The organism is Micromonospora trifolii, from assembly GCF_022229005.1.
Classification (GTDB): domain Bacteria; phylum Actinomycetota; class Actinomycetes; order Mycobacteriales; family Micromonosporaceae; genus Micromonospora; species Micromonospora trifolii.
In genome coordinates this window covers 16,506-41,628 of the sequence record NZ_JAKKFD010000022.1, presented here as the reverse complement: position 1 = coordinate 41,628, position 25,123 = coordinate 16,506, and the positions used below count along the sequence as shown (strand labels likewise).

The window sequence follows — 25,123 nt, the reverse complement described above, 5'->3', positions numbered from 1 at the left end:
TGTATGAGCGACCGTTTCACGGCGCGCTCTGAGCGGAAGGCGGAACGGTCACCCATGATCCGAGCACAACGCCTGGTCTCCCTGTCGGCGGCGGCCCTCATGGCGCTGGCGGCCACGGTCTTCGTCGCCGCCGCCCCAGCGTCCGCTGACCCGGCGCCGTCGCGCTACCCCTACAGCAACCGTGACGTCGGCTTCTCCGAGGTCGGCTTCGACTTCAAAACCCCGGGCGGGATTGGCGACCATCTGGACCGCATCCAGGGGTTCGTCCCGGGCCGCACGCCGATCATCAGGGCATGGACCGACTTTCACACGTACGCGTCGAAAGATGACGCCACGGGTGCCATCACCATGGACTTCAGCCACCTCGACAAGTCGGTGATGGAGGCGCACCGCAAAGGCATGCGACCGCTCGTGACCCTGTTCGGCTCGCCCAGCTGGCTCAACGGCGGCCACATCTGGACGGCCAACCCGACCCAGGACCCGCCGGAGACCTGGCTGCCGACGGACAGCGAGGCCTGGAAGACGCTCGTGGACCTGACGGTGCAGCACTACGGGCCGCCGCCGGGTTCGCCGCCCGGCACCCCGCCCATCGTCGACGCCTTCGAGATCTGGAACGAGCCGAACATCGACGGCTTCGGCAAGTACGACGGCGTGTACGGCGACGACGGCGTCATCCGGCCGGGGGACGGGATCTACGACACGGCCGCCGACGCGACCGCGACACTGGCCCGGTACTGGGAGCTGGTCAAGATCGCGTCCACGGAGATCCACACCACGTGCGGCCAATGTTATGTGCTGGCCGGCGGGTCGGCGGGGCTCGGCGCGATTCACGGCGACGCGGCGAGGTCGCCGTCGGCGTGGCTGGACTGGGGGTACGCCCACGGTTACAAGGACACGTTCGATGCGGTCGCCCATCATCCGTACTCCGAGATGAACGAAGCCCCGGACACGCCGAAGTGTGGCGCGCCCTGGGAGAACCTGTTCGGACCGCCGGCCGATGACACGCCCGGGCAGATCTGTGGTGAGCTCGCTGCGCTCCGCGACGTGATGGTGCGAAGGGACGACGCGGGCAAGAAGATCTGGGGCACCGAGTGGGGCTACGGGCTGATCACCCCCAATCCCGCCTGGTGGTGGTCGGAGAAACGGGACCAGTTGGTCAAGGGCGTCCGGATGTGGCAGGCGCAGGACTACACCGGCCCGCTCGTCCTGTTCTCGTACCGCGACTCCGAGAAGAACCCGTACGGCATCGTCGAGGAGAAGGGCTTCGTCAAGAAGGACCTGGCGCTCTACGACGACCTGAGCCTGGCGTTCACCAACCCCGACCTGCGGGTGCCGTACAAGTCGCAGAGCGGGATCGGCGGGTACGACCTGTCCGATCCCCGAGACCGGGTGGTGCCGTTCGACTACGAGCACACCGGCAAGCTCGACCACCTGCTGGTCTACCGGCCGGGCACCGGGATCGTGTACGTGCTGCGGCGAAAGACGACGGTCGGCACCGAGCGGCCCAGCTTCGAGACGGTGTTCAGGTCCACGAACGGGATCGGCGGCTTCGATCTGAGCAACGCCAACGACCAGATCATCAGCTACGACTTCGCGCACACCGGCCGGCAGGACTACCTGGTGCTGTACCGGCCGGGGACGGGCATTGTGCACGTCGTCGGCCACGCGTCGGACGGCAGCTTCTGGCCGGTGTACACCTCGACCAGCGGCATCGGCGGCTACGACCTGGCGTCGACGAAGGACCGGCTCGTGGCCTACGACTACGAGCACACCGGCAAGCTCGACCACCTTGTGGCGTACCGGCCCGGCGACAACGTGCTGTTCATCCTGCAGCACAGCGCCGCGGGGCCGTTCACGACGGTCCTCGGTTCGCATCAGGGCATCGACGGCTTTGCCCTGACCAGCCCGGACGACCAGGTCATCGCCTACGATTATGCGCACACCGGCAAGCAGGACGCCCTGCTGCTGTACCGCCCCGGCGCCCGGCTCGTCACCATCGTCGGGCACGGGGCCGGCAACACCTTCTGGCCGCACCTGATCTCGTCGAGCGGCATCGCCGGCTACGACCTCGCCGACCGGCGGGACCGCATCGTCGCCTTCGACTACGCCCACACCGGCATGGCCGACCACCTCGTCGTCTACCGGCCCGGCACCGGCTACCTGGACGTGGTGCGGCACGATCCCACCGACACGTACTCGGCGGTCCACGTCGCCCACCAGGGCGTCGGCAGCGTCGGCTGGTTCGACCTGCGCAATGCCCAGGACCGGATCGTCGCCTATGACTTCGGGCATACCGGCAGCGCGGACCATCTGCTGCTGTACCGGCCCGGCGGGCGCGCCGTCACCATCGGCACGCGATAGGACATTCCTCAGGACAGACCGGCGGCGGCGGGTCCCGGTGCGACCGGGGCCCACCGCCGACCGAGCGTCAGGCGTTCGGCAGGTGCGGCTCAGCCGGGCCACCGTTCACTGTGCTTGTGGGGGCCATCGGGTGATCCTCGGTCCCGTCGTGTTCGCCCTTGGCGTGGACGATGCACGGTAGCGCCCGAGGGCGCTCAGACCAGGAACTCCTCGCGCATCCGCGCGCCCAGGTTGATCCCGCCGACCGCCCGTGGGCCGGCCGGATCGTGCACGGCGACGGTGTTGTTGCGACGCATCAGCTCCCGGACCGCTGGCGGCAGTCGCGGCGGGTCGTCCATGGCCGCGAGGACCTGCCCGGCACTGACGATCAGTCGATCGGCCAGGGTGGCGGCGTCGGTGTCCACCCGCACCCGGCCGTACTCCCAGCCCGTCGTGGTCAGGTCGAGCACCTCGAACACGCGGGTCACCAGCGGGTTCGGGTCGGTCACCCGGTCGAGCCGGCGCGCCTGGCTGCCGAGCACCGTGACGGCGGCGGCCACCTGCGCGTACGGGTGGAAGCCGCACGGCAGCGCGAACAGCGGCCAGCGAAGGGCCGGGCCCGCCTCCTTCCACAGAGGCCGGTAGTTACGGCGGTGCACCAGGAGCCGCCGGCCCGTCCGTCGGTGGATCTCCTGGGCCTGGGCCTGGAGGTCCACGTGGGCCTCATCGGCGACCTGACTCACGATCCGGCTCGCCACCACCAGGCCGTCGTCACTGTCGAGCGAATCGGTGAGCGCCTCGACCTGCTCGGTGAACCGGATCCGCGCGTGGGGGCCGTACCGGGACTGGACGTCGTGCAGCAGCGCCTGCTGGCGTCCCGGGTCGAGCTGGACTCGCTTACCGCCCAGCAATCGACGGAGCCAACGCATGTCGCCTCGATTCAGCAGAGCCGTCGCGGACGGCGGCAATGCTAGTGCGTCGACCCTCCCTCATGTTCCCAAGGGGGCCGATCGACTCCGCTCCCGCAGACGGCGATCACCGCCGACGGGGCGTGATCAGCCCCGACTCGTACGCCCACACGACCAGCTGGGCCCGGTCGCGGCAGTGCAGCTTCGTCATCGCCCGGTTGACGTGTGTCTTGGCGGTCAGCGGACTGATCACCATGCGGGCGGCGATCTCGTCGTTGGTCAGCCCCCGGGCGACCAGCTCGACGATCTCCTGCTCCCGGGCGGTCAGCACGTCGCGTCCGGCCGTCGGCACGGTCGGCGGTGGGCCGGCCACGAACTCACTGATCAGTGTGCGGGTGACGGTCGGCGCGAGCAGCGCGTCACCGCGTGCGACGACGGTGACGGCGTGCAGCAGGTCGGCGGGGTCGGCGTCCTTGAGGAGGAAGCCGCTGGCGCCCGCGCGGAGGGCGGCGAACACGTAGGAGTCGAGCCCGTAGTTGGTGAGGATGAGAACGCGGATCGCGGCGAGGTCGGGGTCGGCGGCGATGCGCCGGGTGGCCTCGATGCCGTCGAGGCCCGGCATCTGCACGTCCATCAGGACGACGTCCGGGCGCAGACACCGCGACAGGTGGACGGCCGAGGTGCCGTCGGTCGCCTCGCCGACGACCTCCAGGTGGTCCTCGGCGTCGAGCAGTGCCCGGAAGCCGGCTCGCATCAGCGCCTGGTCGTCGGCGAGCAGCACCCGGATCATCGCGGCTCCTCGCCGCGGCGGGCGGTCATCGCGGGCCGTCCAACGGGAAGGTGGCCCGGACGGTGAACCCGTGGTCGTCGTGCGCGGCGGTCCGCAGCGTGCCGCCCAGGGCGCTGACCCGCTCCCGCATGCCGCGCAGGCCCACGCCAGGGGTCAGTGGCTCGGCCGGTGACGCCTGACCGTCGTCGGTGACCGCGACGGTCAGCTCCGCCGGGGCGTACTCCACCTCGATGTGCGCGGTCGCGGGGCCGGCGTGGCGGGCCACGTTGGTGAGTGCCTCCTGGATGACCCGGAACCCGGCCTGGTCGACCTCATCGGGCAGGTCCCAACGTTGGCCGGTGACTGTCACCTGCACCGGTACGCCGACCGCCCGGGTGCGCTCGGCCAGCTCGTCCACCCGGGCCAACCCGACCCGATCGCCGTCGGTGGGTGCGCGCAGGACGTCGAGGGTCGTGCGGAGTTCCCGCATCGCGGCGCCGCTGGCCTCCTGGATCGCCAGCAGAGTGGTCGACGGCTCCTCGCCGTGTTTGCGGGCCAGGTGCACGGCGATCCCCGCCTGCACCTTGATCACGGAGATGCTGTGGGTCAGGGAGTCGTGCAGGTCGCGGGCGATGCGCAGGCGCTCCTCCCCGGCGCGCCGCAACGCCATCTCCTCGCGGGTACGTTCGGCCTCGATCGCCCGCTGCTCGACCTGCTCCAGGTACGCCCGGCGCTGCCGCGCGACGAGGCCGGCGACGTTGGCCGCCACGAACCAGCCGAGCAGCAGTGCCGTCCGCTCGGCGACGAGCTGGCCTGGCCGGTCTGCCGGCGCCATCGAGACGTCGCGGGCCAGGAAGCTACCGAGGAAGGCGAGGCTCGCCACGGCGGCGGCCGACCGGTGTCCCTGCCAGGCGCTGACGTAGACCGCGCAGAGCACCGGGAACGCGGCGGACACCCCCGGGTGCACCCGGACGTGAACGGCCAGCATGGCGACGGTGACCACGCCCAGCGCCACCACCGGATAGCGGCGGCACGCCGCCAGGGCCACCACAGTGGCCAGGACCAGGGCGACGTCGAGCGCCTCGACCGTCGCGGCGTCCGGGGTGAGCACGGCGTTGCCGAGCAGGAGGACGCCGAGGGCGAGACCGCCGAGGGCATACGGGAGGTCACGGCGCATGGTCGCACTGTAGAACGGCGATCGTCGGTGGAGCATCCCGCGCGCGTGGTACCTGCGGCGTACCACGGACGCGGTAGAAGCGGTGGGACAAGTGTCTGCGGCCGCACGACGTTTTCCCAGCCGGGCGCCGCGAGCATCGAGCCCATGACATACCGCTTCTTCGCCCCCGCACCGCCGAGGGCGGCCACCGGCCGCACCGCGGCCGTCTACCAACAGTCGCGCGACGACTTTCTCGGCCCATTGCCGACCTTCCAGGCGCTCTCGGCCGTGCCGGAGGTGCTGGCCGCGACCTGGGCGCTGATGCGGGAGGCGCTACTCGCCGGGGACGCGTCCCGGGTCGACCGCGAACTCGTCGCGGCCACGGTGTCCCGGGCCAACCACTGTCAGTTCTGCGTCGACGCCCACGTGCTGCTGCTGCACGCGCTGGGCGCACCGAAGCTGGCCGAGGCCGTCGTCCGGGGCGAGACGCCCCCCGAGCCGAGGCACGCCCAGCTCGTCCGCTGGGCGCAGGCGAGCCGCAGCCCCAGAGCCGCCGACTGGACCAGCTCCTACGGCCCGGAGATCACCGGCACCCTGCTCGCCTTCCACTTCGTCAACCGGGTCGTCTCCGCGCTGCTCGACCCCGATCTGCTCCCCGCCGGCCTGCAACGCTCCCCACTGGTGCGCTCGGTCGGGGGACGGCTCTACGCCAAGGCGGCCCGGGAGCCGAAGGAGCCCGGCCGAAGCCTCCCGCTCCTGGACGCCGCCGCGACGGCATCACCTCCCGCCTGGGCGGGGGACAGCCCGGTGGGCGTCGCCTACGCGTCGCTGCGGAACGCCGCCACCCGGGGTGGGGAAGCCCTGCTGGGCGACGTGGCGCGCCAGACCGTCACGGCCACCGTGCGGTGGGAGGACGGGCGGTTCCCGGCCCGGCCCGCGGACTGGGCCGTCGACCTGGTCCGCGACGTCCCGGGCACGGACCGCATCGGGACGCGGATCGCGTTGCTGGCGGCGTTCGCGCCGGCCGCGATCAGCCCGGGCGACGTCGCTCTCTGGCGGCTCTCCCACCCCGCCGACGCCGACCTCGTGCGGGTGGTCGCGTACGGGGCGATCACGGCCACCGATCACGTCGCCCAGGCCCTCGCCTCGGCGCACCTCTAGGAGGTAACCCATGCGCAAGGCTCTCGTCGTCGTCAGCGCCCTGCTGCTCGTCGCGTTCGCAGTGCAGTTCGTTCTCGCCGCCGTGGGCGGGTTCACCAGACCCGCCGGCGAGGACGCGTACGCGCTGCACAGCGTCAACGGCATGGCGATCATCCCGATCCTCACACTGCTCACCGCAGTGTTCGCCGCGCTGGCGAAGGCGCCGGGAAAGCTCATCGGACTGGCGATCCTGCCGATCGGCCTCGTCCTGCTTCAGCCGCTCATCGCCATGCTGGCCGAGGCCTCCACTGACGCGTCGGGTGTCAGCACCCCACTGGGCCTGACGATCGGCGGGTTGCACGCGCTCAACGGAATCATCGCGGTGCACGTCGTGGTCGGCGTCCATCGGGCGGCGCGCGAGCTGGCCGACCCGGTTCCCGCCGACGCGGCTCGGCTGGTCACCCGGGAAGGAGAGCCGGCATGACCACCGGGTCGCTGCTCGTGGCCGACCTCGTGATCGCTGTCCTCGCGACCGCAGGCTGGCTGGGCGGCGGTGCTGCGTCCGCCGCCCGCCGCCGCCCGCTCGCACTGGGACTGACGGCCGTCGCGCTGCTCGCCACGCTCGCCCGCGCGATCACGATCACCGCCCTCGCCCGCGCCGGCTGGTGGTTCGCCGCGGAGAAGATCCTCATCGCCGGCCCGCTGTCACTCGCGGCGGTGGGCGTCGCCGGTCCGCGGTTGCTGCGGGCCCCGGGCGACATCCGGGCCGTCGCGCTTCCGCTGCTCTTCGCCGGGTACGCCACGAGCAGCGCCCTGCTCGTGACCATCCTGCACGGCTATCCGGCGTCGGCCGGGGCGGGACTGCTCGCGGTCGCCGGCGTCGTGGCGGCCACGGCGATCTCGGCGCGTGCGCTCGGTGCGCGCCCGTCCCGGACGGTGTCCCGGGTGGCCCTCGTGGTGGCGGTCGCGGCGCTGCTGACCGGAACCGGGCTGACCGTCGCCCCGGGTGCCGCGCCCGCCGTACCGCATGGTCATGGTCCTCCGGCGGCCCGGATCGCCGACGAACCCACCCGGCGGTTCACACTGACCGCCGGGACCGCCACTGTCGACGCGGGCGGGCGGAACGTCGCCGCCTGGGCGTTCAACGGGCAGGTCCCCGGACCGGAGTTGACCGCCACCGTCGGCGACGTCCTGGAGGTGACGCTGCGCAACCGGGACATCGAGCGCGGCGTCACAGTGCACTGGCACGGGTACGACGTGCCCAACGACCAGGACGGGGTACCCGGGGTGACGCAGGCGGCGGTGCGGCCCGGGCAGGAGTTCGTCTACCGGTTCCGCGCCGATCAGGTCGGAACGTACTGGTACCACACGCACTCAGCCTCCGATGTCGGCGTGCGGATGGGCCTGTACGGGGTGTTGGTGGTGCGACCGGGTCCGGCGACCGGCCTCGACGTCACAGTGCCGGTGCACACCCTGGCAGGCCGTCAGTTGCCCGCGCCGCGAGTTGAGCGGGTCGAGCCCGGCGTGCCAGTGCGGTTGCGGTTGATCAACACCGACAGCACGACGCACCGGTACGCAGTGGCCGGCACCCCGTTCCGGGTGGCCGCGATCGACGGCGTCGACCTGCGGGGCCCGACGCCGCTGGTGGACACCGCCGTGCTGATCCCGGCCGGGGGCCGCTACGACATGGTCTTCGACGCTCCGGCGACCCCGGTGGCGCTGTTCGTCGACGGACGGGCGGTCTACTCGACCGGCCCGGTGCCGACGGCAACCGGCGCCTGGCCGGTGCTCGATCCGCTCGACTACGGCGCGACCGCTCCGGTGCCCTGGTCCCGGACCGACAAGACGTTCACACTCGTCCTCGATCGTGGCCTCGACCTGCGCAGACTGCTACCGCGCTACGCCCACACCGTCAACGGCGCGGCCGATCCGGACATCCCACAGCAGGTCGTACGCCTGGGCGACGTCGTACGGTTCACGATCGTCAACCGGTCGCAGGTCGTGCACCCGTGGCACCTGCACGGCCACCACGTCCTGGTGCTGACCCGCGACGGGAAGCCGGCGGCCGGAAGCCCGTTGTGGCTGGACTCGTTCGACGTCCGTCCGGGCGAGGTGTGGGAGGTGGCGTTCCGCGCCGACAACCCGGGAATGTGGGCCAACCACTGCCACAACCTGGCGCACGCCGACGCCGGGATGACGCTGCATCTCATGTACTCGTGATCGGGGATGCCGGTAGTTTTCTGGCATGACTGAGGACACCTTCCGTTCGGTGGCGATCGAGCGCACCAGCCTGGGCAACTACGTCGTGCGAAACTCCCGTGGCGGGTCGGTGTCGATGGGCACGGGCGAGGACGGCAGTTTCACACCGGTGGAGTTGCTGCTGGCCGCCATCGGCGGGTGCACCGCTGTGGACGTGGACCACATCACCAGCCGTCGCGCCGAGCCGACCGAGTTCGCCGTCGCCGTCACCGGTGACAAGATCCGGGACGAGGCCGGCGGAAACCGGATGCGGAACCTGCGGGTCGAGTTCACAGTGACGTTCCCGGAGGGCGCGGACGGCGACGCTGCCCGTGCGGCGCTGCCCCGGTCGTTGCAGCAGTCGCACGACCGGTTGTGCACTGTCTCCCGTACCGTCGAGCTCGGCACCCCCGTCGCGATCGCCGAGGGCCCCGGGCCCACCGGAGACTGATCGTCGCTGAGCACGGCTACTCAGGTTCGGGCGGATCGTTCGGGTGAGGATGACGGCATGCGTCGACTACTGGTGCCACTGCTGATCGTCCTCACCCTGGCGGTGGCGTGCGCCGACCCGAACGCCCAGCCGGGTCGCTCGGACCCGACGGTCGCGCAGGCGGCGCCCACCGAGTTGCTCGCCGACGGCAGCGTGCCCTGGGCCGACCTGAAGATCACCGACGAGGACCTCAACGGCCGCCCTGCTGCGCCGAGAAAGCCGGCCACCGGCAGCGGGCCGTGCCGGGCGGAGCAGTTGACCGGCCGGCTCACCAACTGGACGCGGCCCGGCACCGGCGGTGAGACGCCCCGGGGCTTCGACGCCGCCATCGGCAAGCTCATCGGCGAAGTGGACGTGCGGAACTCGTCGACTGTCGAGTGCACCCTTCAGGGTGAGGTGCCCACGACCATGCTCGCTGGCGGCCGCGAGATTCCGATGCTGTACACCCACGGCATCAACGAGGAGGGCCGCACCCGGGTGGTCGCCGTCCCGGCCGGCGGCCACGCCAGCCTGCGCCTGGACTGGTCTGGGCCGTTCTGTCAGCCAGTGAAGGGGTCGTTGGAGCTCGCGATCGAGCTGCCGCACGACGGCGGCACGTTGCGCGCGGCGGTCACCGCCGACGAGCGTCCCGGCTGTCCGCAGGGGGAGGGGGTCCACCCCCGCGCGCGGGGGACGCTGTCCGCGAGCGGGTTCACCGAGCCGGTCACGGTGTCGAAGCCTCCGTCCTCGCCGCTCGACCAGCTCACCGTCGCTGTCCAGGGGCCGACGACGGCTGTGGCCGGGTCGCGGCTCACCTTCCGGGTGACGCTGGGCAACCCAACCGACGGCCCCCTCGCGCTGGACCCCTGCCCGGGCTACCTGATGGAACTGTTTTCTCTCGGCGACGCGACGAACGACGCGGTGAACTCGGCCCAGCTGTACCGGTTAAACTGCCGCGCGCTTCCGCAGATCCCCGCCGGCGGCAGCGTCGTGTTCGAAATGGTCGCCGAGGTGCCGGCTTCGATGCGGGCCGGGCGCGAGCTGAGCGTGACGTGGAAGCTCTACCTGCCGCACTACGTGCAGCGGAGCAACCAGTTCGGTGTCCTCGCCCTCACCGTCGTCTGAGGAGGGCCGCCGCCGGGCCAGCCTGACCGGGAAAATCGACGTAGGCGAGAAGCAGAGATAGATACTGTTGAGTGCATGGGAGCGCTTCCGTACCATACTTGACGCGGCCTGTTAACGCTCACAATCAGTCACTGAGCAGCGACCACCACCAATGCATGGGCCGCCGTCCCGCGAGGAGGGTGCTATATGACCAGATCCAGAGCCACCAATGTCGGTCTGGTTGCGGCCGGCGTCGGCTTACTCGTGTCGTCGACAGTTGTCGCGGCGCTGCCGGCCGGCGCCGCGGCTCAGGGTTGTTCGGTGAACTACACGGTGTCGTCCCAGTGGCAGGGCGGCTTCGGCGCCAGCGTGGCGGTCACGAACCTGGGTGATCCGCTGAGCAGCTGGACGTTGACCTGGTCATACGGCGCCGGACAAACGGTGACGCAGGCCTGGAACACGTCGCTGACGCAGAGCGGGTCCGCGGTGACGGCGAAGAACGTGAGCTACAACGCCGCGATCCCGACCAACGGCTCGGTGTCGTTCGGGTTCAACGGGTCGTGGACGAGCAGCAATCCAGCGCCGACGAGCTTCGCCCTCAACGGTGTCACCTGCACCGGTGGCACGACGCCGACCGACCCGCCGACCGACCCGCCGACCGATCCGCCGACCGACCCACCGACCGATCCGCCGACGTGCAACCTTCCGTCGACGTACCGGTGGTCCTCCACGGGAGCACTGGCGCAGCCGAAGTCGGGCTGGGTGTCGCTGAAGGACTTCACCGTCGCCCCCTACAACGGCCAGCAACTCGTCTACGCCACCACCCACGACAACGGCACCCGGTGGGGCTCGATGAACTTCGGCCTCTTCACGAACTACTCGCAGATGGCCTCGGCCAGCCAGAACACGATGAACAACGCGACCGTCGCGCCGTCGTTGTTCTTCTTCGCGCCGAAGAACATCTGGGTGCTCACCTACCAGTGGGGTGGGCCCGCGTTCTCGTACCGGACCTCGACCAATCCGACCAACCCGAACGGTTGGTCGGCGGCGCAGACGCTGTTCAGCGGAAGCATCACCGGCTCGGGCACCGGCCCGATCGACCAGGCGGTCATCGGTGACGACCAGAACATGTACCTGTTCTTCGCCGGCGACAACGGCAAGATCTACCGGGCCAGCATGCCGATCGGCAACTTCCCGGGCAGCTTCGGCACCAACTACACGACCATCATGAGCGACTCGACGAACAACCTGTTCGAGGCCGTTCAGGTCTACAAGCTCCAGGGCCAGACCCGCTACCTCATGATCGTCGAGGCGATCGGCTCGCAGGGCCGCTACTTCCGCTCGTTCACGGCCACCAGCCTGGGTGGCTCGTGGACGCCGCAGGCCACCAGCGAGAGCAACCCGTTCGCCGGCAAGGCCAACAGCGGTGCCACCTGGACCAACGACATCAGCCACGGCGAGCTGCTGCGCACCAACGCCGACCAGACGATGACCGTCAACCCCTGCAACCTGCAACTGCTCTACCAGGGTCGTTCCCCCAGCTCCGGCGGCGACTACGGCCTCCTGCCGTACCGGCCGGGTCTGCTGACCCTGCAGCGCCCGGTCTGATCACGCTCGCCTGACCCGCACCACGCCACTCGGGTTCATGGAAGTCGCGGTATCCCGGTCGTCCGGAGGCCGCGACTTCCTTGAACGCGAGTCGATCAAGCAACAAAGAGGGGATACGACACGCATCATCGGGGCCGCCTGCGGCTGACGAGTTTGGGACGATGCGCCGGTCGAACCACCGACATCACCCGACTCGAAGGGATCACCCGCGATGGCAACTGTCATCTCCACGCTGTTCATCTCGGCCGACGGCGTGGCCGAGATCGACCCTGACTGGCACTTCCCGTACTTCGACGAGAACATGGGCCGCGCCGTCACCGAGGACTACGCCGCCGCGGACGTGCTGCTCATCGGCCGCGAGACGTACGACAGCTTCGCCGGGGCCTGGCCCGGCCGGGAGGCCGCGGGTGGCGACGACGCGCCGTTCGCCAAGCAACTCGGCGACATGCGCAAGGTCGTCGTCTCGCGCCAGTCGCCGGAGTTCTCCTGGCGCAACTCCGAGCTGATCGACGGGGACCTCCTCGACGCCGTCGCCGCGCTCAAGGCCGATGCCGGGGTCCGGGGAATCCTCATCCCCGGGTCGATCTCGGTGGTGCAGCAACTGCTCGCCGCGGGCCTGGTCGACGAGCTGCGTCTGCTGGTGCATCCGGTGGCCGCCCGCAAGGGCCGCAAGCTGTTCGACGAGGGCGACGAGGCGTACCACCTGCGACTGGTGGCGTCGGAGGCGTTCCCGACCGGTGTCCTCCGCGTGATCTACGCGCCGGGTACGGCACCGAAGCCGGTCGGCTACGACGAGGTCACGGACCAGGTGCCGGCCGGCAACTAGGGCGCCTCTGGGGGTGGCCGCCGCGCCGGCCGTTCTCGGTCCGAGGCCGTCACAGGCCCATGTGAAGATCTCGTCGTGACTGAGTGGACGTACAACGATCGCCCGGCGGGCGTCAGGTTCCTCACCGATCGGATTCCGGAGCCGGGCCGCACCGCCGTCGAGGACGAGCTGTGGGCCTGGGTCGTGCGGGGTGAGGCCGACGCGGACGAGTTCGTCGACTTCTTCGACGACGCCGACGAGCGCTGCGGCGCCACTGACGACGAGCTCAGGGCGGCGCACGAGACGGCGTTGGCGCTTCGGCGGGAGCAGCAGCGCGAGTGGGGTGAGGTGCGCGGCAACCTCATCCGTGCTTTCGTCGAGCTCAACGAGCTGGGGGTGCTGGCCCGGGAGAACTTCAGCTGCTGTGGCACCTGCGCGAGCGCCGAGATCCACGACGAGCGGGACGACTCTCGGCACTGGCGCGGGTTTCTCTGGTACCACCAGCAGGACACCGAGTCGCTGCTCGCAAGTGAGGACGGTGAGGTCTACCTCGGCTACGGCGTCTATCCCTCGGCCGACTTCGACGAGGTCGCCTACGCGGGGTTGTCGGAGGCCGAGCAGCAGGCCAGCTACCAGGCCGACCTGGAACGACTGCTGGACGAGGTCGCGTTTCCGGTGCTTCGCAAGCACGGCATGGATGTGGAGTGGAACCGCAGGCAGTCCCGCCGGATCCGGGTCACCGGTGCCCGGTGGTATGCGCCGCTCGATTGACCACCACCGATTCATCCCACACTTCGGGCCGGCATTTAGTGAGGTCTATCGATATTGACGGTTGACGTCGGCGGGGACAGGATCTCGGGCACCACCACCCTGATCCCTCCTGGGAGGCGCCATGACCCGTCCCCGCCTGCCCCGCCTGCGGGCAGCCACCCGGTTGGCAGTACTCGCCCTCGCCACCGCCGGCGTGCTGCTCACCGTCGCCACCCCCGCCAGCGCGGCTGTGCCCACCGGCCGCTACGTCGCGCTGGGCGACTCGTACACAGCAGGCCCGCTGATCCCGAGCCAGGTCGACCTCAACTGCCTACGGTCCAACCGCAACTACCCGTCGCTGGTGGCGGCGTCCGCCGGCTCGTCGTCGTTCGCCGACGTGAGCTGCTCCGGCGCCACCACCGACGACATCCTCTACGGCGGTAGCGGCCAACTGGGCATCACGTTGCCGCCGCAGCTCAACGCGGTCACGTCGAACACGTCGCTGGTGACTGTGCAGATCGGCGGCAACGACATCGGCTTCTCCGGCATCATCGGCGACTGTGCGGAGGCGAGCGTCAGCAGCCCGCTCGGATCTCCGTGCAAGAACCGGTACACCGCCGGAGGTGTCGACCAGTTGCAGGCCCGGATCGTCGCCGCCACGCCGAAGGTCACCGCCGTGCTCCAGGCGGTCCGGCAGGCCGCACCGGGCGCGCGGGTCGTGGTGCTCGGCTATCCGGCGATCCTGCCGGACAGCGGCTACGGCTGCTGGCCGGTCGTGCCGATCGCCTACCAGGACGTGCCGTACCTGCGGGGCGTCGAGAAGTCGCTCAACGCGATGCTGGCCAGCGCCGCGAGCGCCAACGGCGCCACCTACGCCGATGTCTACACCCCGTCGATCGGCCGCGACGCGTGCAAGGGCAGCGGCACCCGGTGGATCGAGGGCCTGGTGCCGCAGAACTCGGCCGCGCCGTTCCATCCCAACGCCCGAGGCGAGCAGGGCATGGCCACCGCTCTGATCGCCAGGCTGAACAGCTGACCGGGTCGTAGTCGGCCGAGCCCGCCCCGCCGGCAACGGCGGGGCGGGTCACTCCTGCGGTGCGCCGCGCGGCGATGACCAGCCTCGCCGTGCTTGAGATCGGGGAGTCCGGGGTACCGAAAGCTATGGCGAATGTGGGGCAAGTCGTCGGAGACCGTTACCGCCTGGTCGAAAGCATCGCCAGCGGCGGAATGGGTGACGTGTGGCGGGCGGTCGACGAAACCCTCGACCGTTGCGTGGCGGTCAAGATGCTGCACCCTCGGTTGGTTACCGACGGCGGCTTCGGTGAGCGGTTCCGGCGCGAGGCGCGGGCCATGGCGGCCCTGCGTCACCCAGGTGTCGCCCAGGTCTACGACTACGGTGAGGTGTCCCGACCCGGGGCGCCGGTCCTCGCGTACATCGTGATGGAATGCGTGCAGGGGCAGCCGTTGTCGGAGCGGATCGCCGAGGTCGGCCGACTGGACGTGGCCGAGACGATGTCGATCGCCGCGCAGACCGCCAGTGCCCTGCAAGCCGCGCATGACGCCGGTGTCGTCCACCGTGACGTCAAACCCAGCAATCTGATCATCGAGCCGGACGGGCACGTCGTACTCGTCGATTTTGGTGTTGCGGTGACGCAGGAAGCGGCGAGCCTGACCGGAACGAACCAGATCGTCGGTACCGCCCTGTACATGGCACCCGAGCAGGTCGCGAGAAACGAGACCACACCGGCGATCGACATCTACGCGCTGGGGGCTGTCGTCTACCACTGCCTCGCCGGTCGGCCGCCGCACCAGGGCGAGAACGCCGTCGCGGTGGCGCTGCGGCATCTCGAGGAGGAACCGTCGCCGCTGCCCGAAGACGTTCCGGCGGCGGTCCGGGCTGTGGTCGCCACAGCGATGGCCAAGGAGCCGGCCGACCGCTTCCCGACGGCAGCGGCCATGGCCAGTGCGGCGCAGACAGTCGCGGACCCGTCCGACCACCTGCTGTCCATTGCGAGCGGGGCGACCGGGATCGGGGTGCGGACCGAGGTCACAGCTGCCCGGCGGTCGGCGCCCGGTGGCACGGTGAGCCGGGCGGTCCGTTCTGGGCCCGGAGCGCTCGCGGTGCTTCTCGGATCGTTGGCCGCCGCGGCTTTCGTCCTGCTGCTCGCCGATCCCATCGGGATCATGTCCGGCCGGACCGGGGGACCGTCGACGCCTCCCGGGGTGCCGCCCGCGGTGTCGCCAACGGGGTCGACGCAGCGGGAACCGGGCCCCGGCGTCGGTGGCGGTGAACCAGACACCCGCGGTTCTGCGGGCCTACCGGTCCGAGCGCCCGGCTCCCCGACCCCGACCCCGACGCCCACCCGGGGCGCGGGTGAGGGGACGGTGAACCCTTCGACGCCGTCCGGTGGAAGCACAACTGATGCGCCCGGCCCCACCGCGTCCGAGAGCGCTCCTGCGGAGCCGACACAAGCCCCGACTGCAGCCCCGACGGGCGGTACGACAGCGGCACCGACCGAGGGGACGACGGAAAACCCGGCGGCGGACCCAACCTCGAAACCGTCGGCGGAGGATTCGACGGCCGAAGGAGAGACCGCGGCGACGCCGTCGTGAACGCCGTGGTGGACGGGAGGTGCCCGCACGACGCAGCACTGGCGTGGCGGCCTCGGCCGCCACGCCAGTGCTGCGATGTGTCAGGAGCTGATCGGGGTCAACTGGTGCGGCAGGTGACCGTCGGCCAGTTCCAGTTGCCGTTGGCCATGATCGTTAGGCCGAAGTTGTTGCCGTTGCCGTTGGGCGTCGCGGTGACGGTGCCACTGTTGCCGTTGACGGCGGCGTTCCAACTGTTCTGAACGCTCTGGCCGCCACCGAGGCCGAGGCTGACGACCCAGTTGTTGGTGCCGGTGACCGCGACGTTGAGGTTGAACCGGTCACCCCACTGCTGGCCGGCGGAGATCGTCGCGTTGCAGTTTCCGGTCCCCGGATTGCCGGTGGGGGGCGGGGTGGTCGGGTTGCCGCCGCCGCTGCCCTCCCGGACGGTGATGTCGGAGCTTCCGCTGCTCTGGTAACCCTCGGTGGCCATGACCTGGTAGCTGTGGTTGGTGCCGAGGTTCAGGCCGGCCCGGGCCCAGGCGTCGAAGTGGTTGGCGGTGGTGATGGTGCCACTCGAGCGCTTCTGCTGGCGAACGCTCCAGAACTGGTAGAACGTCTGGTTGCCGTCGATCGACGGGGCGTTGACCCGCTGGCTGCGGAGGATGTCGTAGGTGCCGCCGTCAGTGGTGACTGTGCCCATCCGGGTGGCGCCGCTGCTCGGGTTGTAGCTGCCGAAGTTCTCCACCACGTAGTACTCGATGAGCGGGCTGCGTGTCCATCCGTACAGGGCGAGGTAGGTGTTGTTGTTGCCCGGGTTGTAGCTGCCCGAGTAGGTGACCGTCCGCCGGTTGCCGGTGGCCCAACCCTTGCCGCCGACCCAGTTGTTGGTGCTCCGGTCCCAACTGCTGGTGTATCGGCCGTCGGCGCGCAGCGTCATGCTGGCGTTGCCGCTGTCCTTCCAGAACGAGAAGTAGTACCCGTTGTGCGTGCCGGTGAGGTTCGACGTGAGGGTCCGGTCGGCCTCGGCGTACGCGTTGGTGGCCGTCATCGTGCCGGCGACGGCCACGACGGCGGCGCATGCGGCGCCCAGGAGCAGCCGCATGCGGCCGCGGCCTCTCGGTTTGGTGTGGCTGGTGTCGGTCATGGAACTGTTGCCTCCTCTGACGGCTGGCGGGGGCCAGCGGCGCGGTACGCCTCGGCAGGCTGCCGGTGGTCGGGTAACGGCCACGGCGTCGTACCGCTCGGTGGTGGTGGGACGGTCGTCCTGCACGACGACCGGAGAAGTGGGTCGTGGTGGCTGGTGCTGACGACAATCGAGCGCCGTCGATGGCGACCGTATTAACCCAGCCGTCTCCTTGTCAACAAATTCCGGAAACAACGTGGCAACACCGCTGTCGTTGCCGGAGCGGCATCCATCCAGGTCAGTAGTCGATCAGAGTTCAGGGCGGTCACCGGAGCGTCGCAACAGCCGCACACCGGCCGGGGTGGGGGCCGCCGAAAGTTCCGGAGACTTTCCGGACCAGGTGCCCCGGCCGTCGCCAGCGGCACGGGCGGCGGCTCCCGTTGCCCGATCGGTCAGCGACGACGCAGGGCGTTGAGCCGGGCGGCCTGGCGGGTCAGGTGCTCGCGTTCGGCGAGGTTGGTGGCCTGCTGGGCGGCCTCGGCGTACAGCCGCGCCGCCGTCGCCAGAGCGCCGTCGCGCTCGTGCAGGTACGCGGCCACCGCCGTGTAGCGGGGCAGTGCGTCGTCCACCGCCGCGAGCGCCCTCAGACCGGCGCGGGGACCGTCGGCCTCGCCGACCGCCACCGCGCGGTTGAGTCGGACGATGGGGTTCCCGGTCAGGCGCGCGAGTTCGTCGTACCACTCCACGATCTGCACCCAGTCGGTCTCGGCGGCGGTCGGCGCGTCCGCGTGCAGCGCCGCGATGGCGGCCTGGGCCTGGAACTCGCCCAGTTGGTCGCGGGGCAGGGCCGCCTGGAGAATCTCGACGCCCTCGGCGATCGACCGGGTGTCCCAGCGGCTGCGGTCCTGCTCGGCGAGCGGCACCAGGCTCCCGTCGGGCGCGGTCCGGGCGGCACGTCGGGCGTGGTGCAACAGCATGAGGGCGAGCAGCCCTGCCACCTCGGGGTGGTCGATCGTGACCGCGAGCTGCCGGGTGAGCCGGATGGCCTCGGCGGCGAGGTCCACGTCACCGGAGTAGCCCTCGTTGAAGACCAGGTAGAGGACGCGCAGCACGGTGGCGACGTCACCGGGTCGGTCCAACCGCAGCCCGGAGACGGTGCGCTTGGCCCGGCTGATGCGCTGCGCCATTGTCGCCTCGGGCACCAGGTAGGCGTGGGCGATCTGCCGGGTGGTCAACCCACCGACGGCGCGCAGCGTGAGGGCGACCGCTGACGACGGCGTCAGCGACGGGTGGGCGCACAGGAAGTAGAGCTGGAGCGTGTCGTCCACGGTGGGGGCCGGCCCGGGCTCCGGCTCCTCCTCGACGAGATCCTCGCGCCGACGTCGAGCGGTGTCGGCCCGGGCGGCGTCGAGGAACCGTCGCCACGCCACAGTGGTCAGCCAGCCCAACGGGTCGCGCGGCGGGTCGGCCGGCCAGACCCGGACCGCCTCCACCAGGGCGTCCTGCACGGCGTCCTCGGCCGCCGCGAAGTCGACTCCGCGGCGGACGAGGATCCCGAGGACGCTCGGCGTGAGGCTGCGCAGCAGCGTCTCGTCCATCGCGGCCGTCACTCCGTGATGGTGGGGGGCTCGCTCAGGAACGGGCGCAGCTCCAGCCACTCGTGGATCGACTTCCCGCCTGCCCCGGGCGCGGCCGACAGTTCCCCGGCCAGCTCGACGGCCCGGTCGTGGCTGTCGACGTCGATCACCATCCAGCCGGCGATGAGATCCTTGGTCTCGACGAAGGGGCCGTCGGTGACCGGCGGGCGGCCCTCACCGTCGTACCGGACGAACGTCCCCTCCGGGGCGAGTGCCTGGGCGTCGACGAACTCTCCGGTGCCCTCGAGTCGGGCCGCGAAGTCGCGCATGTACTGGATGTGGGCCGAGATCTCCGCCGGCGTCCACTGGTCCATGGGCACGTCGTTCACAGCGGTCGGGGCGCCCCGGTAGTGCTTGAGCAGCAGGTACTTGGCCATCGTGATGCTCCTCGGTGCTGGCTGCGACCCATCGTGATCGCGTTCACTGCGGGGACGGAGCCGGCCGGGACTTCTCGACATGGCTGTCCGGTTTTTTTCCTCCCGCAGGTTAACCTCGGGTGAATCGTCCGCCGTTGGGGTACCTCGGGCGACGCAAAACTTGATTCGTTCCAAAATAGTGAGCTAATGTTCGTACCCGTGATGTCCGACTTCGAGGCGCAGCTGCGGGCTGTCTCGTTGCGCGTGACCCGGCCCCGGTTGGCGGTGCTCGCGGCGCTGCGCGACCACCCGCACGTCGGCACCGACGCGGTGATCGCGCTGGTCCGCGCGGAGCAACCCACTGTCTCCCACCAGGCGGTGTACGACGTGCTGCGCGTGCTCACCGACGCCGGCCTGGTGCGGCGCATCCAGCCGGCCGGGGCGACCGCCCGCTACGAGTCCCGGATCGCGGACAACCACCACCATGTCGTGTGCCGCTCCTGCGGCGCCATCGCCGACGTCGACTGCGCCGTCGGTCACGCCCCCTGTCTCACCGCCTCGGGCGACCACGGTTTCACGGTCGACGAGGCGGAGGTCGTCTACTGGGGCACCTGCCCCGACTGCGCGACCGCACGCACGCCCCAGAGATCCGCAAGCTCGGAAGGAAGTACATGAGCGACACCCAGGACAACGGCCCCGTCAGTGCGCAGGGCGTGGACCAGAAGGCGGCGGCCGGCTGCCCGGTCGCGCACGACTCGGTGACCGCGCACGGCAGCGAGAGTGAGAACCCGGCGATCGACTCGCCGACCCCGAAGACCGGTGGTCGTCCGCGTACCAACCGGGACTGGTGGCCCAACCAGCTCGACCTCTCGGTGCTGCACGCCCACTCGTCCAAGGGCAACCCGCTGGGCGAGAACTTCAGCTACGCCAAGGAGTTCGCGAAGCTCGACGTCGAGGCGCTCAAGCGCGACATCGTCGAGGTCCTCACCACCTCGCAGGACTGGTGGCCGGCCGACTTCGGCCACTACGGCGGCCTGATGATCCGGATGAGCTGGCACGCCGCCGGCACGTACCGCATCGAGGACGGTCGCGGCGGCGCCGGCGACGGTGGGCAGCGGTTCGCGCCGCTCAACAGCTGGCCGGACAACGCCAACCTGGACAAGGCCCGCCGGCTGCTCTGGCCGGTCAAGCAGAAGTACGGCCAGCAGATCTCCTGGGCCGACCTGCTCGTGCTCGCCGGCAACGTCGCCCTGGAGTCGATGGGCTTCAAGACCTTCGGCTTCGGCTTCGGTCGCGAGGACGTCTGGGAGCCCGAGGAGATCTTCTGGGGTCCGGAGGACACCTGGCTGGGCGACGAGCGCTACGCCTCCGAGAAGGAGATGGCGGCCGGCGTCGGCTCGACCGAGATGGGGCTCATCTACGTCAACCCGGAGGGCCCGCGCGGTAACGCGGACCCGGCCGCGGCGGCGCACTTCATCCGCGAGACCTTCGGCCGGATGGCGATGAACGACGAGGAGACTGTCGCTCTCATCGCTGGTGGTCACACCTTCGGTAAGACCCACGGTGCCGGTGTCGCCGACACCCACGTGGGCCCGGAGCCCGAGGGCGCTCCGCTGGAGGCGCAGGGCCTGGGTTGGCTGAGCACCCACGGCAGCGGCAAGGGCGCCGACACGATCACCAGTGGTCTCGAGGTGACGTGGACCGACGTGCCGACGCAGTGGAGCAACCGCTTCTTCGAGATCCTGTTCGGCTACGAGTGGGAGCTCACCACCAGCCCGGGCGGCGCGAAGCAGTGGGTCGCCAAGGACGCCGAGGCGATCATCCCGGACCCCTTCGACGCGGCGAAGAAGCACCGGCCGACGATGCTCACGACCGACCTGTCGCTGCGCGTCGACCCGGCGTACGAGAAGATCTCCCGCCGCTTCCTGGAGAACCCCGACCAGTTCGCGCTGGCCTTCGCCAAGGCGTGGTACAAGCTGCTGCACCGCGACATGGGCCCGATCGAGCGCTTCCTCGGGCCGTGGGTGGCCGAGCCGCAGCTCTGGCAGGACCCGGTGCCGGCCGTCGACCACGAGCTGGTGGGCGACGCCGACGTCACCGCCCTCAAGGCGAAGGTCCTGGAGTCCGGTCTCACGATCGACCAGCTGGTCTCCACCGCCTGGGCCTCGGCCGCGAGCTTCCGGCACACCGACAAGCGCGGCGGCGCCAACGGGGCGCGCATTCGCCTCGAGCCGCAGCGCAGCTGGGAGGTCAACCAGCCCGAGCAGCTGGCCGCCGTCCTGGCCACCCTTGAGGGCATCCAGCAGGAGTTCAACTCCGCCGGCGGGGCGAGCATCTCGCTCGCCGACCTGATCGTGCTGGCCGGTTCGGCCGCCGTCGAGAAGGCGGCGCGGGACGCCGGCGTCGAGGTGACGGTGCCGTTCCGGCCGGGCCGCACCGACGCGACCCAGGAGCAGACCGACACCGACTCCTTCCGGGTCATGGAGCCGCGCGCCGACGGTTTCCGCAACTACCTGCGCGCCGGCGAGAAGACCCAGCCGGAGGTGCTGCTCATCGACCGTGCCTACATGCTCAACCTGACCGCGCCCGAGATGACCGTCCTCATCGGCGGCCTGCGCTCCCTCGGTGCCAACGTCGGCGGCAGCAAGCACGGTGTGCTCACCGACCGGCCGGGCGTGCTCACCAACGACTTCTTCGCCAACCTGCTCTCCCCGGGCACCCGGTGGAGCGCGTCGAAGTCCGACGAGCACGTGTACGAGATCCGCGACCTGGCCACCGATGAGGTGAAGTGGACCGCCAGCGCGGTCGACCTCATCTTCGGGTCCAACTCGCAGCTGCGCGCCCTCGCCGAGGTCTACGCCAGCCAGGATGCCCGCGACAAGTTCGTGGCCGACTTCGTGGCCGCCTGGACCAAGGTCATGGAGCTCGACCGGTTCGATCTCGCCTGACAGGTACCACCGACGAGCCCCGGCCGATCCCAGTGATCGACCGGGGCTCGTCGCCCTTTGCGTGCCGTTCGACGCGGCACCAGCGCCGTCCACCTCGATGTCACCCCGGTGCCATTCCCTTAGCGACGAATCCCATGGATGATTTTCCTGTCTCATTGATCAGCTGGCGGACGGGCCCATCCATGGCAAGGTGTTGACCCTGCCCGGGCGGCGGGCGCGGACCTAGTCACGCAGGGAGTCAACGTGGCCCATCCCGACCTGCAGGCCGAGGACGTGGACCAGCACGCCGCAAGCCCTGCGATACCCCGGCAGCGGGTGGTCCCCGCCCGGCAGTCCCGAGCGGGCGTCGCCGACACCGGCACCGCCTGGCGTCCGCTGCGGATCGCGATGATCGGCCAGAAGGGGATGCCGGCGACCTACGGCGGGATCGAACGGCACGTGGAGGAGATGGCCAGCCGGCTCGCCAGCTACGGCCACGAGGTCACCGTCTACTGCCGCCGGAGCTACGGTGAGACACCCGCCGACGGCTACCGGGGCGTGCGGCTGCGCCAGACCCACACGATCGCGAGCAAGCACCTCGACGCCATCGTGCACGCGGCGACCTCGACCATCGCGGCGATGACCGCCCGGCCCGACATCGTGCACTACCACGGGCTCGGGCCGGCCCTGGTCGCCCCACTTCCGCGGGCCCTGTCCCGGGCCCGCGTGGTGCTGACCGTGCACGGGCTCGACAACCAGCGGGGCAAGTGGGGGCTCCCCGCGCGGGCGGTGCTGGGCAGCGCCCACTGGTTCAGCGGGTACGTCCCGCACCAGCGGGTGGCGGTCTCCCAGGGGCTCGCCGCCCACTACGGCGCCCGGTTCGGCCGCCCGACGACCTACATCCCGAACGGCGTGAACCCGGCCCGACCGGCGCGGACCCGTCAGATCCAGGACCGGTTCGAGCTGACCCCCGGCGGCTACCTGCTGCTGGTCGGTCGGCTGGTTCCGGAGAAGGCGGCCGACCTGCTGATCCGGGCCTTCCGCCGCACCGAGACCCCGATGCGCCTGGCGATCGTCGGCGGGTCGTCGTTCACCGACGACTTCGTGGACCGGCTGCGCCGGGAAGCCGGGGCGGACGACCGGATCGTCTTCACCGGGTTCGCCTATGGCGACCTGCTCGCCGAGCTGTACACCGGTGCCGCCGGCTTCGTTCAACCGTCCCGGTTGGAGGGACTGCCGTTGACGTTGCTGGAAGCGGCCGCGTACGGGCTGCCGGTGGTCGCGAGCGACATCGCGCCGCACGTGGAGGTGCTCAGGTCCGACACCGCCGGCGGGCGGTTGTTCCGCGACGGCGACGAGGACGACCTGGTCCGGGTGTTGACGTCGCTGCTCGCCGACCTGCCGGCTGAACGGGCCGGCGCCGTGGCGCTGGGCGAGCGGATCACCGGCCGGTACAGCTGGGACACCGCCGCCCGCGAGTTGGAGCAGCTCTATCTCCGGCTGGCTCCGGAGCCCGGCCGACGGGCCAGGGCACGACCGATGGGGGCCGCCGACTGACCGGACGGTCGCCGGGGCAGTGTCGGTTCAGCCCCCCGGGGGACGGCGCAGTCGGTGCAACGGCCCCTTCTGCCGTCGGTGTGACAGGACTAGATTGAACCGATCTTGTGCCGGGAGGACATCGGTGGGCCGCGCCCGGCAGCGGCCGGGCAGCGCCGATTCAGTTCAGTGGGATCAGTGGAACAACACACGCAGCAGGTCACTCCGCTCATGACCAGGCGGCTCGACCCGACCCGCCTGCTCACCGGCGGCGCGGCGCTGGCCGCCGCGGTGGTGGCGGTGGTCGCGGGTATCTCGATGGCGGCCGGTGACCGTAGGGGCATGGTCCTGCCGCTCGCTGCGGTCGCGGGCATCGCGGTGGCCGTCCTCGCACTGACCCGGTTCGCCGGGTACGTGCTGCTGATGCTCGCGGTGCGCTCCTGCGTCGACCTGTTCAAACTGACCGGCCCGAGCGCCGGCCAGACCGACTCCACCGGGACGGCCCGGGCGGTCGACCCCTCCACACTGCTCGCGGTGCTGTTCCTCCTCGCCGCCGGGCTCTGGCTGGCCGCACAGCTGAGCCGACACGGGCGGCTGCGGGGCTCCCCGCTCAGCTGGGCCATGCTGCTCGTCGGCGCCAGCAGCGTGGTCAGCGCCCTCGGTGCCAGCCGGCCGGCGAACAGCCTGTTGGAGGCGCTGCGGATCCTCACCGTGGTGGTGATGTTCGTGGTGCTGGAACAGCTCATGCCGGACACCGCGTCGATCCGTCGGGTCCTGCTCGCCTGCTACGCCTCGCTGGTGCTGGCGCTGGGCTACACAGTCGTGCTGTCGCTGCTCGGCAACCCGCCGGCCGAGGTGAAGGGAGACTTCACCCGGATCAGCGGCACGTTCAGCCAGTCGACAACCTTCGGCCGCTACCTGATGTTCATGGTGATCTTCGGGTTCGCGGTGTACCGCTTCCTGGATCGTCGACTGCGGGCGTCCCTCGCGGTGCTGCTCGCGCTCTCGCTGCTGTTCCTGCTGCTCACCAACACCCGCAGTGCCCTGCTCGGCGCGGCGATCGGCCTGGTGGTGGTCGCCGCGCTGCACCGCAGCAAGCGGATGCTGGTCACCCTCTGCGTGGTGGCGGTCGCCGGGGTGGCACTGGTGCCCGCCGTCGGCGAACGCTTCGCCCAACTCGGTACGTCGCGGGCGGTCGGTGGAGACCCGACCGGAAACACCCTGGCGTGGCGTATCGGCTACTGGACCGAGATCGTCACGCTCGCCGACCGGAACCCGGTGACCGGCATCGGGCCGAACATGACCCAGCGCGAGACCGGCGAGGCGAAGAAGCCGCACAACGACTTCCTGCGGGCGTACGTGGAGACCGGGCTGCTCGGTCTCGGGGCGTACCTGCTGATGCTGTTCGCCTTCCTGCGCACCGCCCGGACCGCGCTGCGGCGCGCGCCTCCGGGCAGCTTCGAGCGTGGCGTCGCGGTCGGGTTCACCGGCTGCGCCGCCGCGTTCGTGGCGGTCAGCGCCGCCTCCAACGTCATTTCCAACGTGGTCACCCTCTGGTACTTCGTCGCGTTCGCCGCGGCTGCCAGTGTGATCGCCCGCCAACCGGCTCCGAACCTGACCGGCGAGCAGCCACGAGGCACGTCCGTCCCGGTTTGACTGAACGAC

At 70.6% G+C, this 25,123-nt stretch carries 21 protein-coding genes; 15 read left to right on the top strand and 6 right to left on the bottom strand.

Translation table 11 applies throughout. From position 1 onward, the window contains the following. Positions 1-3 precede the first annotated feature (3 nt). Entirely contained in the window at positions 4-2,361 is a 2,358-nt protein-coding gene (locus NIE79_RS15115; protein WP_238679179.1) for a glycoside hydrolase family protein, read from the top strand. Positions 2,362-2,555: 194 nt separating this feature from the next. On the opposite strand, the gene NIE79_RS15110 is transcribed toward NIE79_RS15115, so the two are convergent. From NIE79_RS15110 to NIE79_RS15100, 3 genes are all read right to left on the bottom strand, one after another. Then, positions 2,556-3,269: a hypothetical protein gene (locus NIE79_RS15110; protein ID WP_238679178.1), complete on the bottom strand. Its 714-nt coding sequence runs from the start codon at positions 3,267-3,269 to the stop codon at positions 2,556-2,558. A gap of 106 nt (positions 3,270-3,375) precedes the next feature. Next, positions 3,376-4,038, bottom strand: a complete 663-nt coding sequence (locus tag NIE79_RS15105; protein ID WP_238679177.1) for a response regulator — start codon at positions 4,036-4,038, stop codon at positions 3,376-3,378. Between the two features lie 25 nt (positions 4,039-4,063). Continuing rightward, positions 4,064-5,194 carry a sensor histidine kinase gene (locus tag NIE79_RS15100; protein WP_238679176.1) on the bottom strand — a complete coding sequence of 377 codons (1,131 nt, stop codon included), beginning with the start codon at positions 5,192-5,194 and terminating at the stop codon, positions 4,064-4,066. A gap of 144 nt (positions 5,195-5,338) precedes the next feature. Between NIE79_RS15100 and NIE79_RS15095 the strand changes: the two genes are divergently transcribed. From NIE79_RS15095 to NIE79_RS15050, 10 genes are all read left to right on the top strand, one after another. Then, a complete protein-coding gene (locus NIE79_RS15095; protein WP_238679175.1) occupies positions 5,339-6,334 on the top strand; it encodes a carboxymuconolactone decarboxylase family protein in 996 nt (331 codons plus the stop codon). Between the two features lie 10 nt (positions 6,335-6,344). Next, complete coding sequence (locus NIE79_RS15090; RefSeq protein ID WP_238679174.1) at positions 6,345-6,797, top strand: DUF6220 domain-containing protein; 453 nt, start codon at positions 6,345-6,347, stop codon at positions 6,795-6,797. Continuing rightward, a complete protein-coding gene (locus NIE79_RS15085) occupies positions 6,794-8,533 on the top strand; it encodes a multicopper oxidase family protein (RefSeq protein ID WP_238679173.1) in 1,740 nt (579 codons plus the stop codon). The genes NIE79_RS15090 and NIE79_RS15085 overlap by 4 nt, the downstream gene beginning before the upstream one ends. Before the next feature lie 25 nt (positions 8,534-8,558). Continuing rightward, a complete protein-coding gene (locus tag NIE79_RS15080) occupies positions 8,559-9,002 on the top strand; it encodes an OsmC family protein (RefSeq protein ID WP_238679172.1) in 444 nt (147 codons plus the stop codon). 57 nt (positions 9,003-9,059) lie between these two features. Next, positions 9,060-10,145, top strand: coding sequence for a hypothetical protein (locus NIE79_RS15075; RefSeq protein WP_238679171.1), 1,086 nt, complete (start codon positions 9,060-9,062; stop codon positions 10,143-10,145). A gap of 186 nt (positions 10,146-10,331) precedes the next feature. Further along, positions 10,332-11,732 carry a glycoside hydrolase family 62 protein gene (locus NIE79_RS15070; protein WP_238679170.1) on the top strand — a complete coding sequence of 467 codons (1,401 nt, stop codon included), beginning with the start codon at positions 10,332-10,334 and terminating at the stop codon, positions 11,730-11,732. 211 nt (positions 11,733-11,943) lie between these two features. Continuing rightward, positions 11,944-12,558 (top strand): dihydrofolate reductase family protein, encoded by a 615-nt coding sequence (locus NIE79_RS15065; protein WP_238679169.1) that lies wholly within the window; start codon positions 11,944-11,946, stop codon positions 12,556-12,558. A 75-nt stretch (positions 12,559-12,633) separates the two neighbouring features. Further along, on the top strand, positions 12,634-13,308 hold the full coding sequence (locus NIE79_RS15060; RefSeq protein ID WP_238679168.1) for a DUF6891 domain-containing protein: 675 nt from the start codon (positions 12,634-12,636) through the stop codon (positions 13,306-13,308). A gap of 121 nt (positions 13,309-13,429) precedes the next feature. Next, on the top strand, positions 13,430-14,323 hold the full coding sequence (locus NIE79_RS15055; RefSeq protein ID WP_238679167.1) for an SGNH/GDSL hydrolase family protein: 894 nt from the start codon (positions 13,430-13,432) through the stop codon (positions 14,321-14,323). A gap of 125 nt (positions 14,324-14,448) precedes the next feature. After that, a complete protein-coding gene (locus tag NIE79_RS15050; RefSeq protein ID WP_274524123.1) occupies positions 14,449-15,900 on the top strand; it encodes a serine/threonine-protein kinase in 1,452 nt (483 codons plus the stop codon). Between the two features lie 97 nt (positions 15,901-15,997). Here NIE79_RS15050 and NIE79_RS15045 read toward each other — a convergent pair whose 3' ends face one another. The 3 genes from NIE79_RS15045 to NIE79_RS15035 form a co-directional block, all read right to left on the bottom strand. Next, on the bottom strand, positions 15,998-17,023 hold the full coding sequence (locus NIE79_RS15045; RefSeq protein ID WP_238679165.1) for a glycoside hydrolase family 11 protein: 1,026 nt from the start codon (positions 17,021-17,023) through the stop codon (positions 15,998-16,000). 431 nt (positions 17,024-17,454) lie between these two features. Continuing rightward, entirely contained in the window at positions 17,455-18,600 is a 1,146-nt protein-coding gene (locus NIE79_RS15040) for an RNA polymerase sigma factor (RefSeq protein WP_238679279.1), read from the bottom strand. A gap of 8 nt (positions 18,601-18,608) precedes the next feature. Further along, positions 18,609-19,016 carry a YciI family protein gene (locus tag NIE79_RS15035; protein WP_238679164.1) on the bottom strand — a complete coding sequence of 136 codons (408 nt, stop codon included), beginning with the start codon at positions 19,014-19,016 and terminating at the stop codon, positions 18,609-18,611. Between the two features lie 198 nt (positions 19,017-19,214). On the opposite strand from NIE79_RS15035, the gene NIE79_RS15030 reads away from it, so the two are divergent. From NIE79_RS15030 to NIE79_RS34020, 4 genes are all read left to right on the top strand, one after another. Then, positions 19,215-19,670 (top strand): Fur family transcriptional regulator, encoded by a 456-nt coding sequence (locus tag NIE79_RS15030; RefSeq protein WP_308193182.1) that lies wholly within the window; start codon positions 19,215-19,217, stop codon positions 19,668-19,670. Continuing rightward, positions 19,667-21,943, top strand: coding sequence for a catalase/peroxidase HPI (katG, locus tag NIE79_RS15025; protein WP_238679162.1), 2,277 nt, complete (start codon positions 19,667-19,669; stop codon positions 21,941-21,943). Before NIE79_RS15030 ends, katG begins: the two co-directional genes overlap by 4 nt. A 243-nt stretch (positions 21,944-22,186) precedes the next feature. Further along, complete coding sequence (locus NIE79_RS15020; protein ID WP_238679161.1) at positions 22,187-23,479, top strand: glycosyltransferase family 4 protein; 1,293 nt, start codon at positions 22,187-22,189, stop codon at positions 23,477-23,479. A gap of 177 nt (positions 23,480-23,656) precedes the next feature. Beyond that, positions 23,657-25,114: an O-antigen ligase family protein gene (locus NIE79_RS34020; RefSeq protein ID WP_238679160.1), complete on the top strand. Its 1,458-nt coding sequence runs from the start codon at positions 23,657-23,659 to the stop codon at positions 25,112-25,114. Positions 25,115-25,123 lie beyond the last annotated feature (9 nt).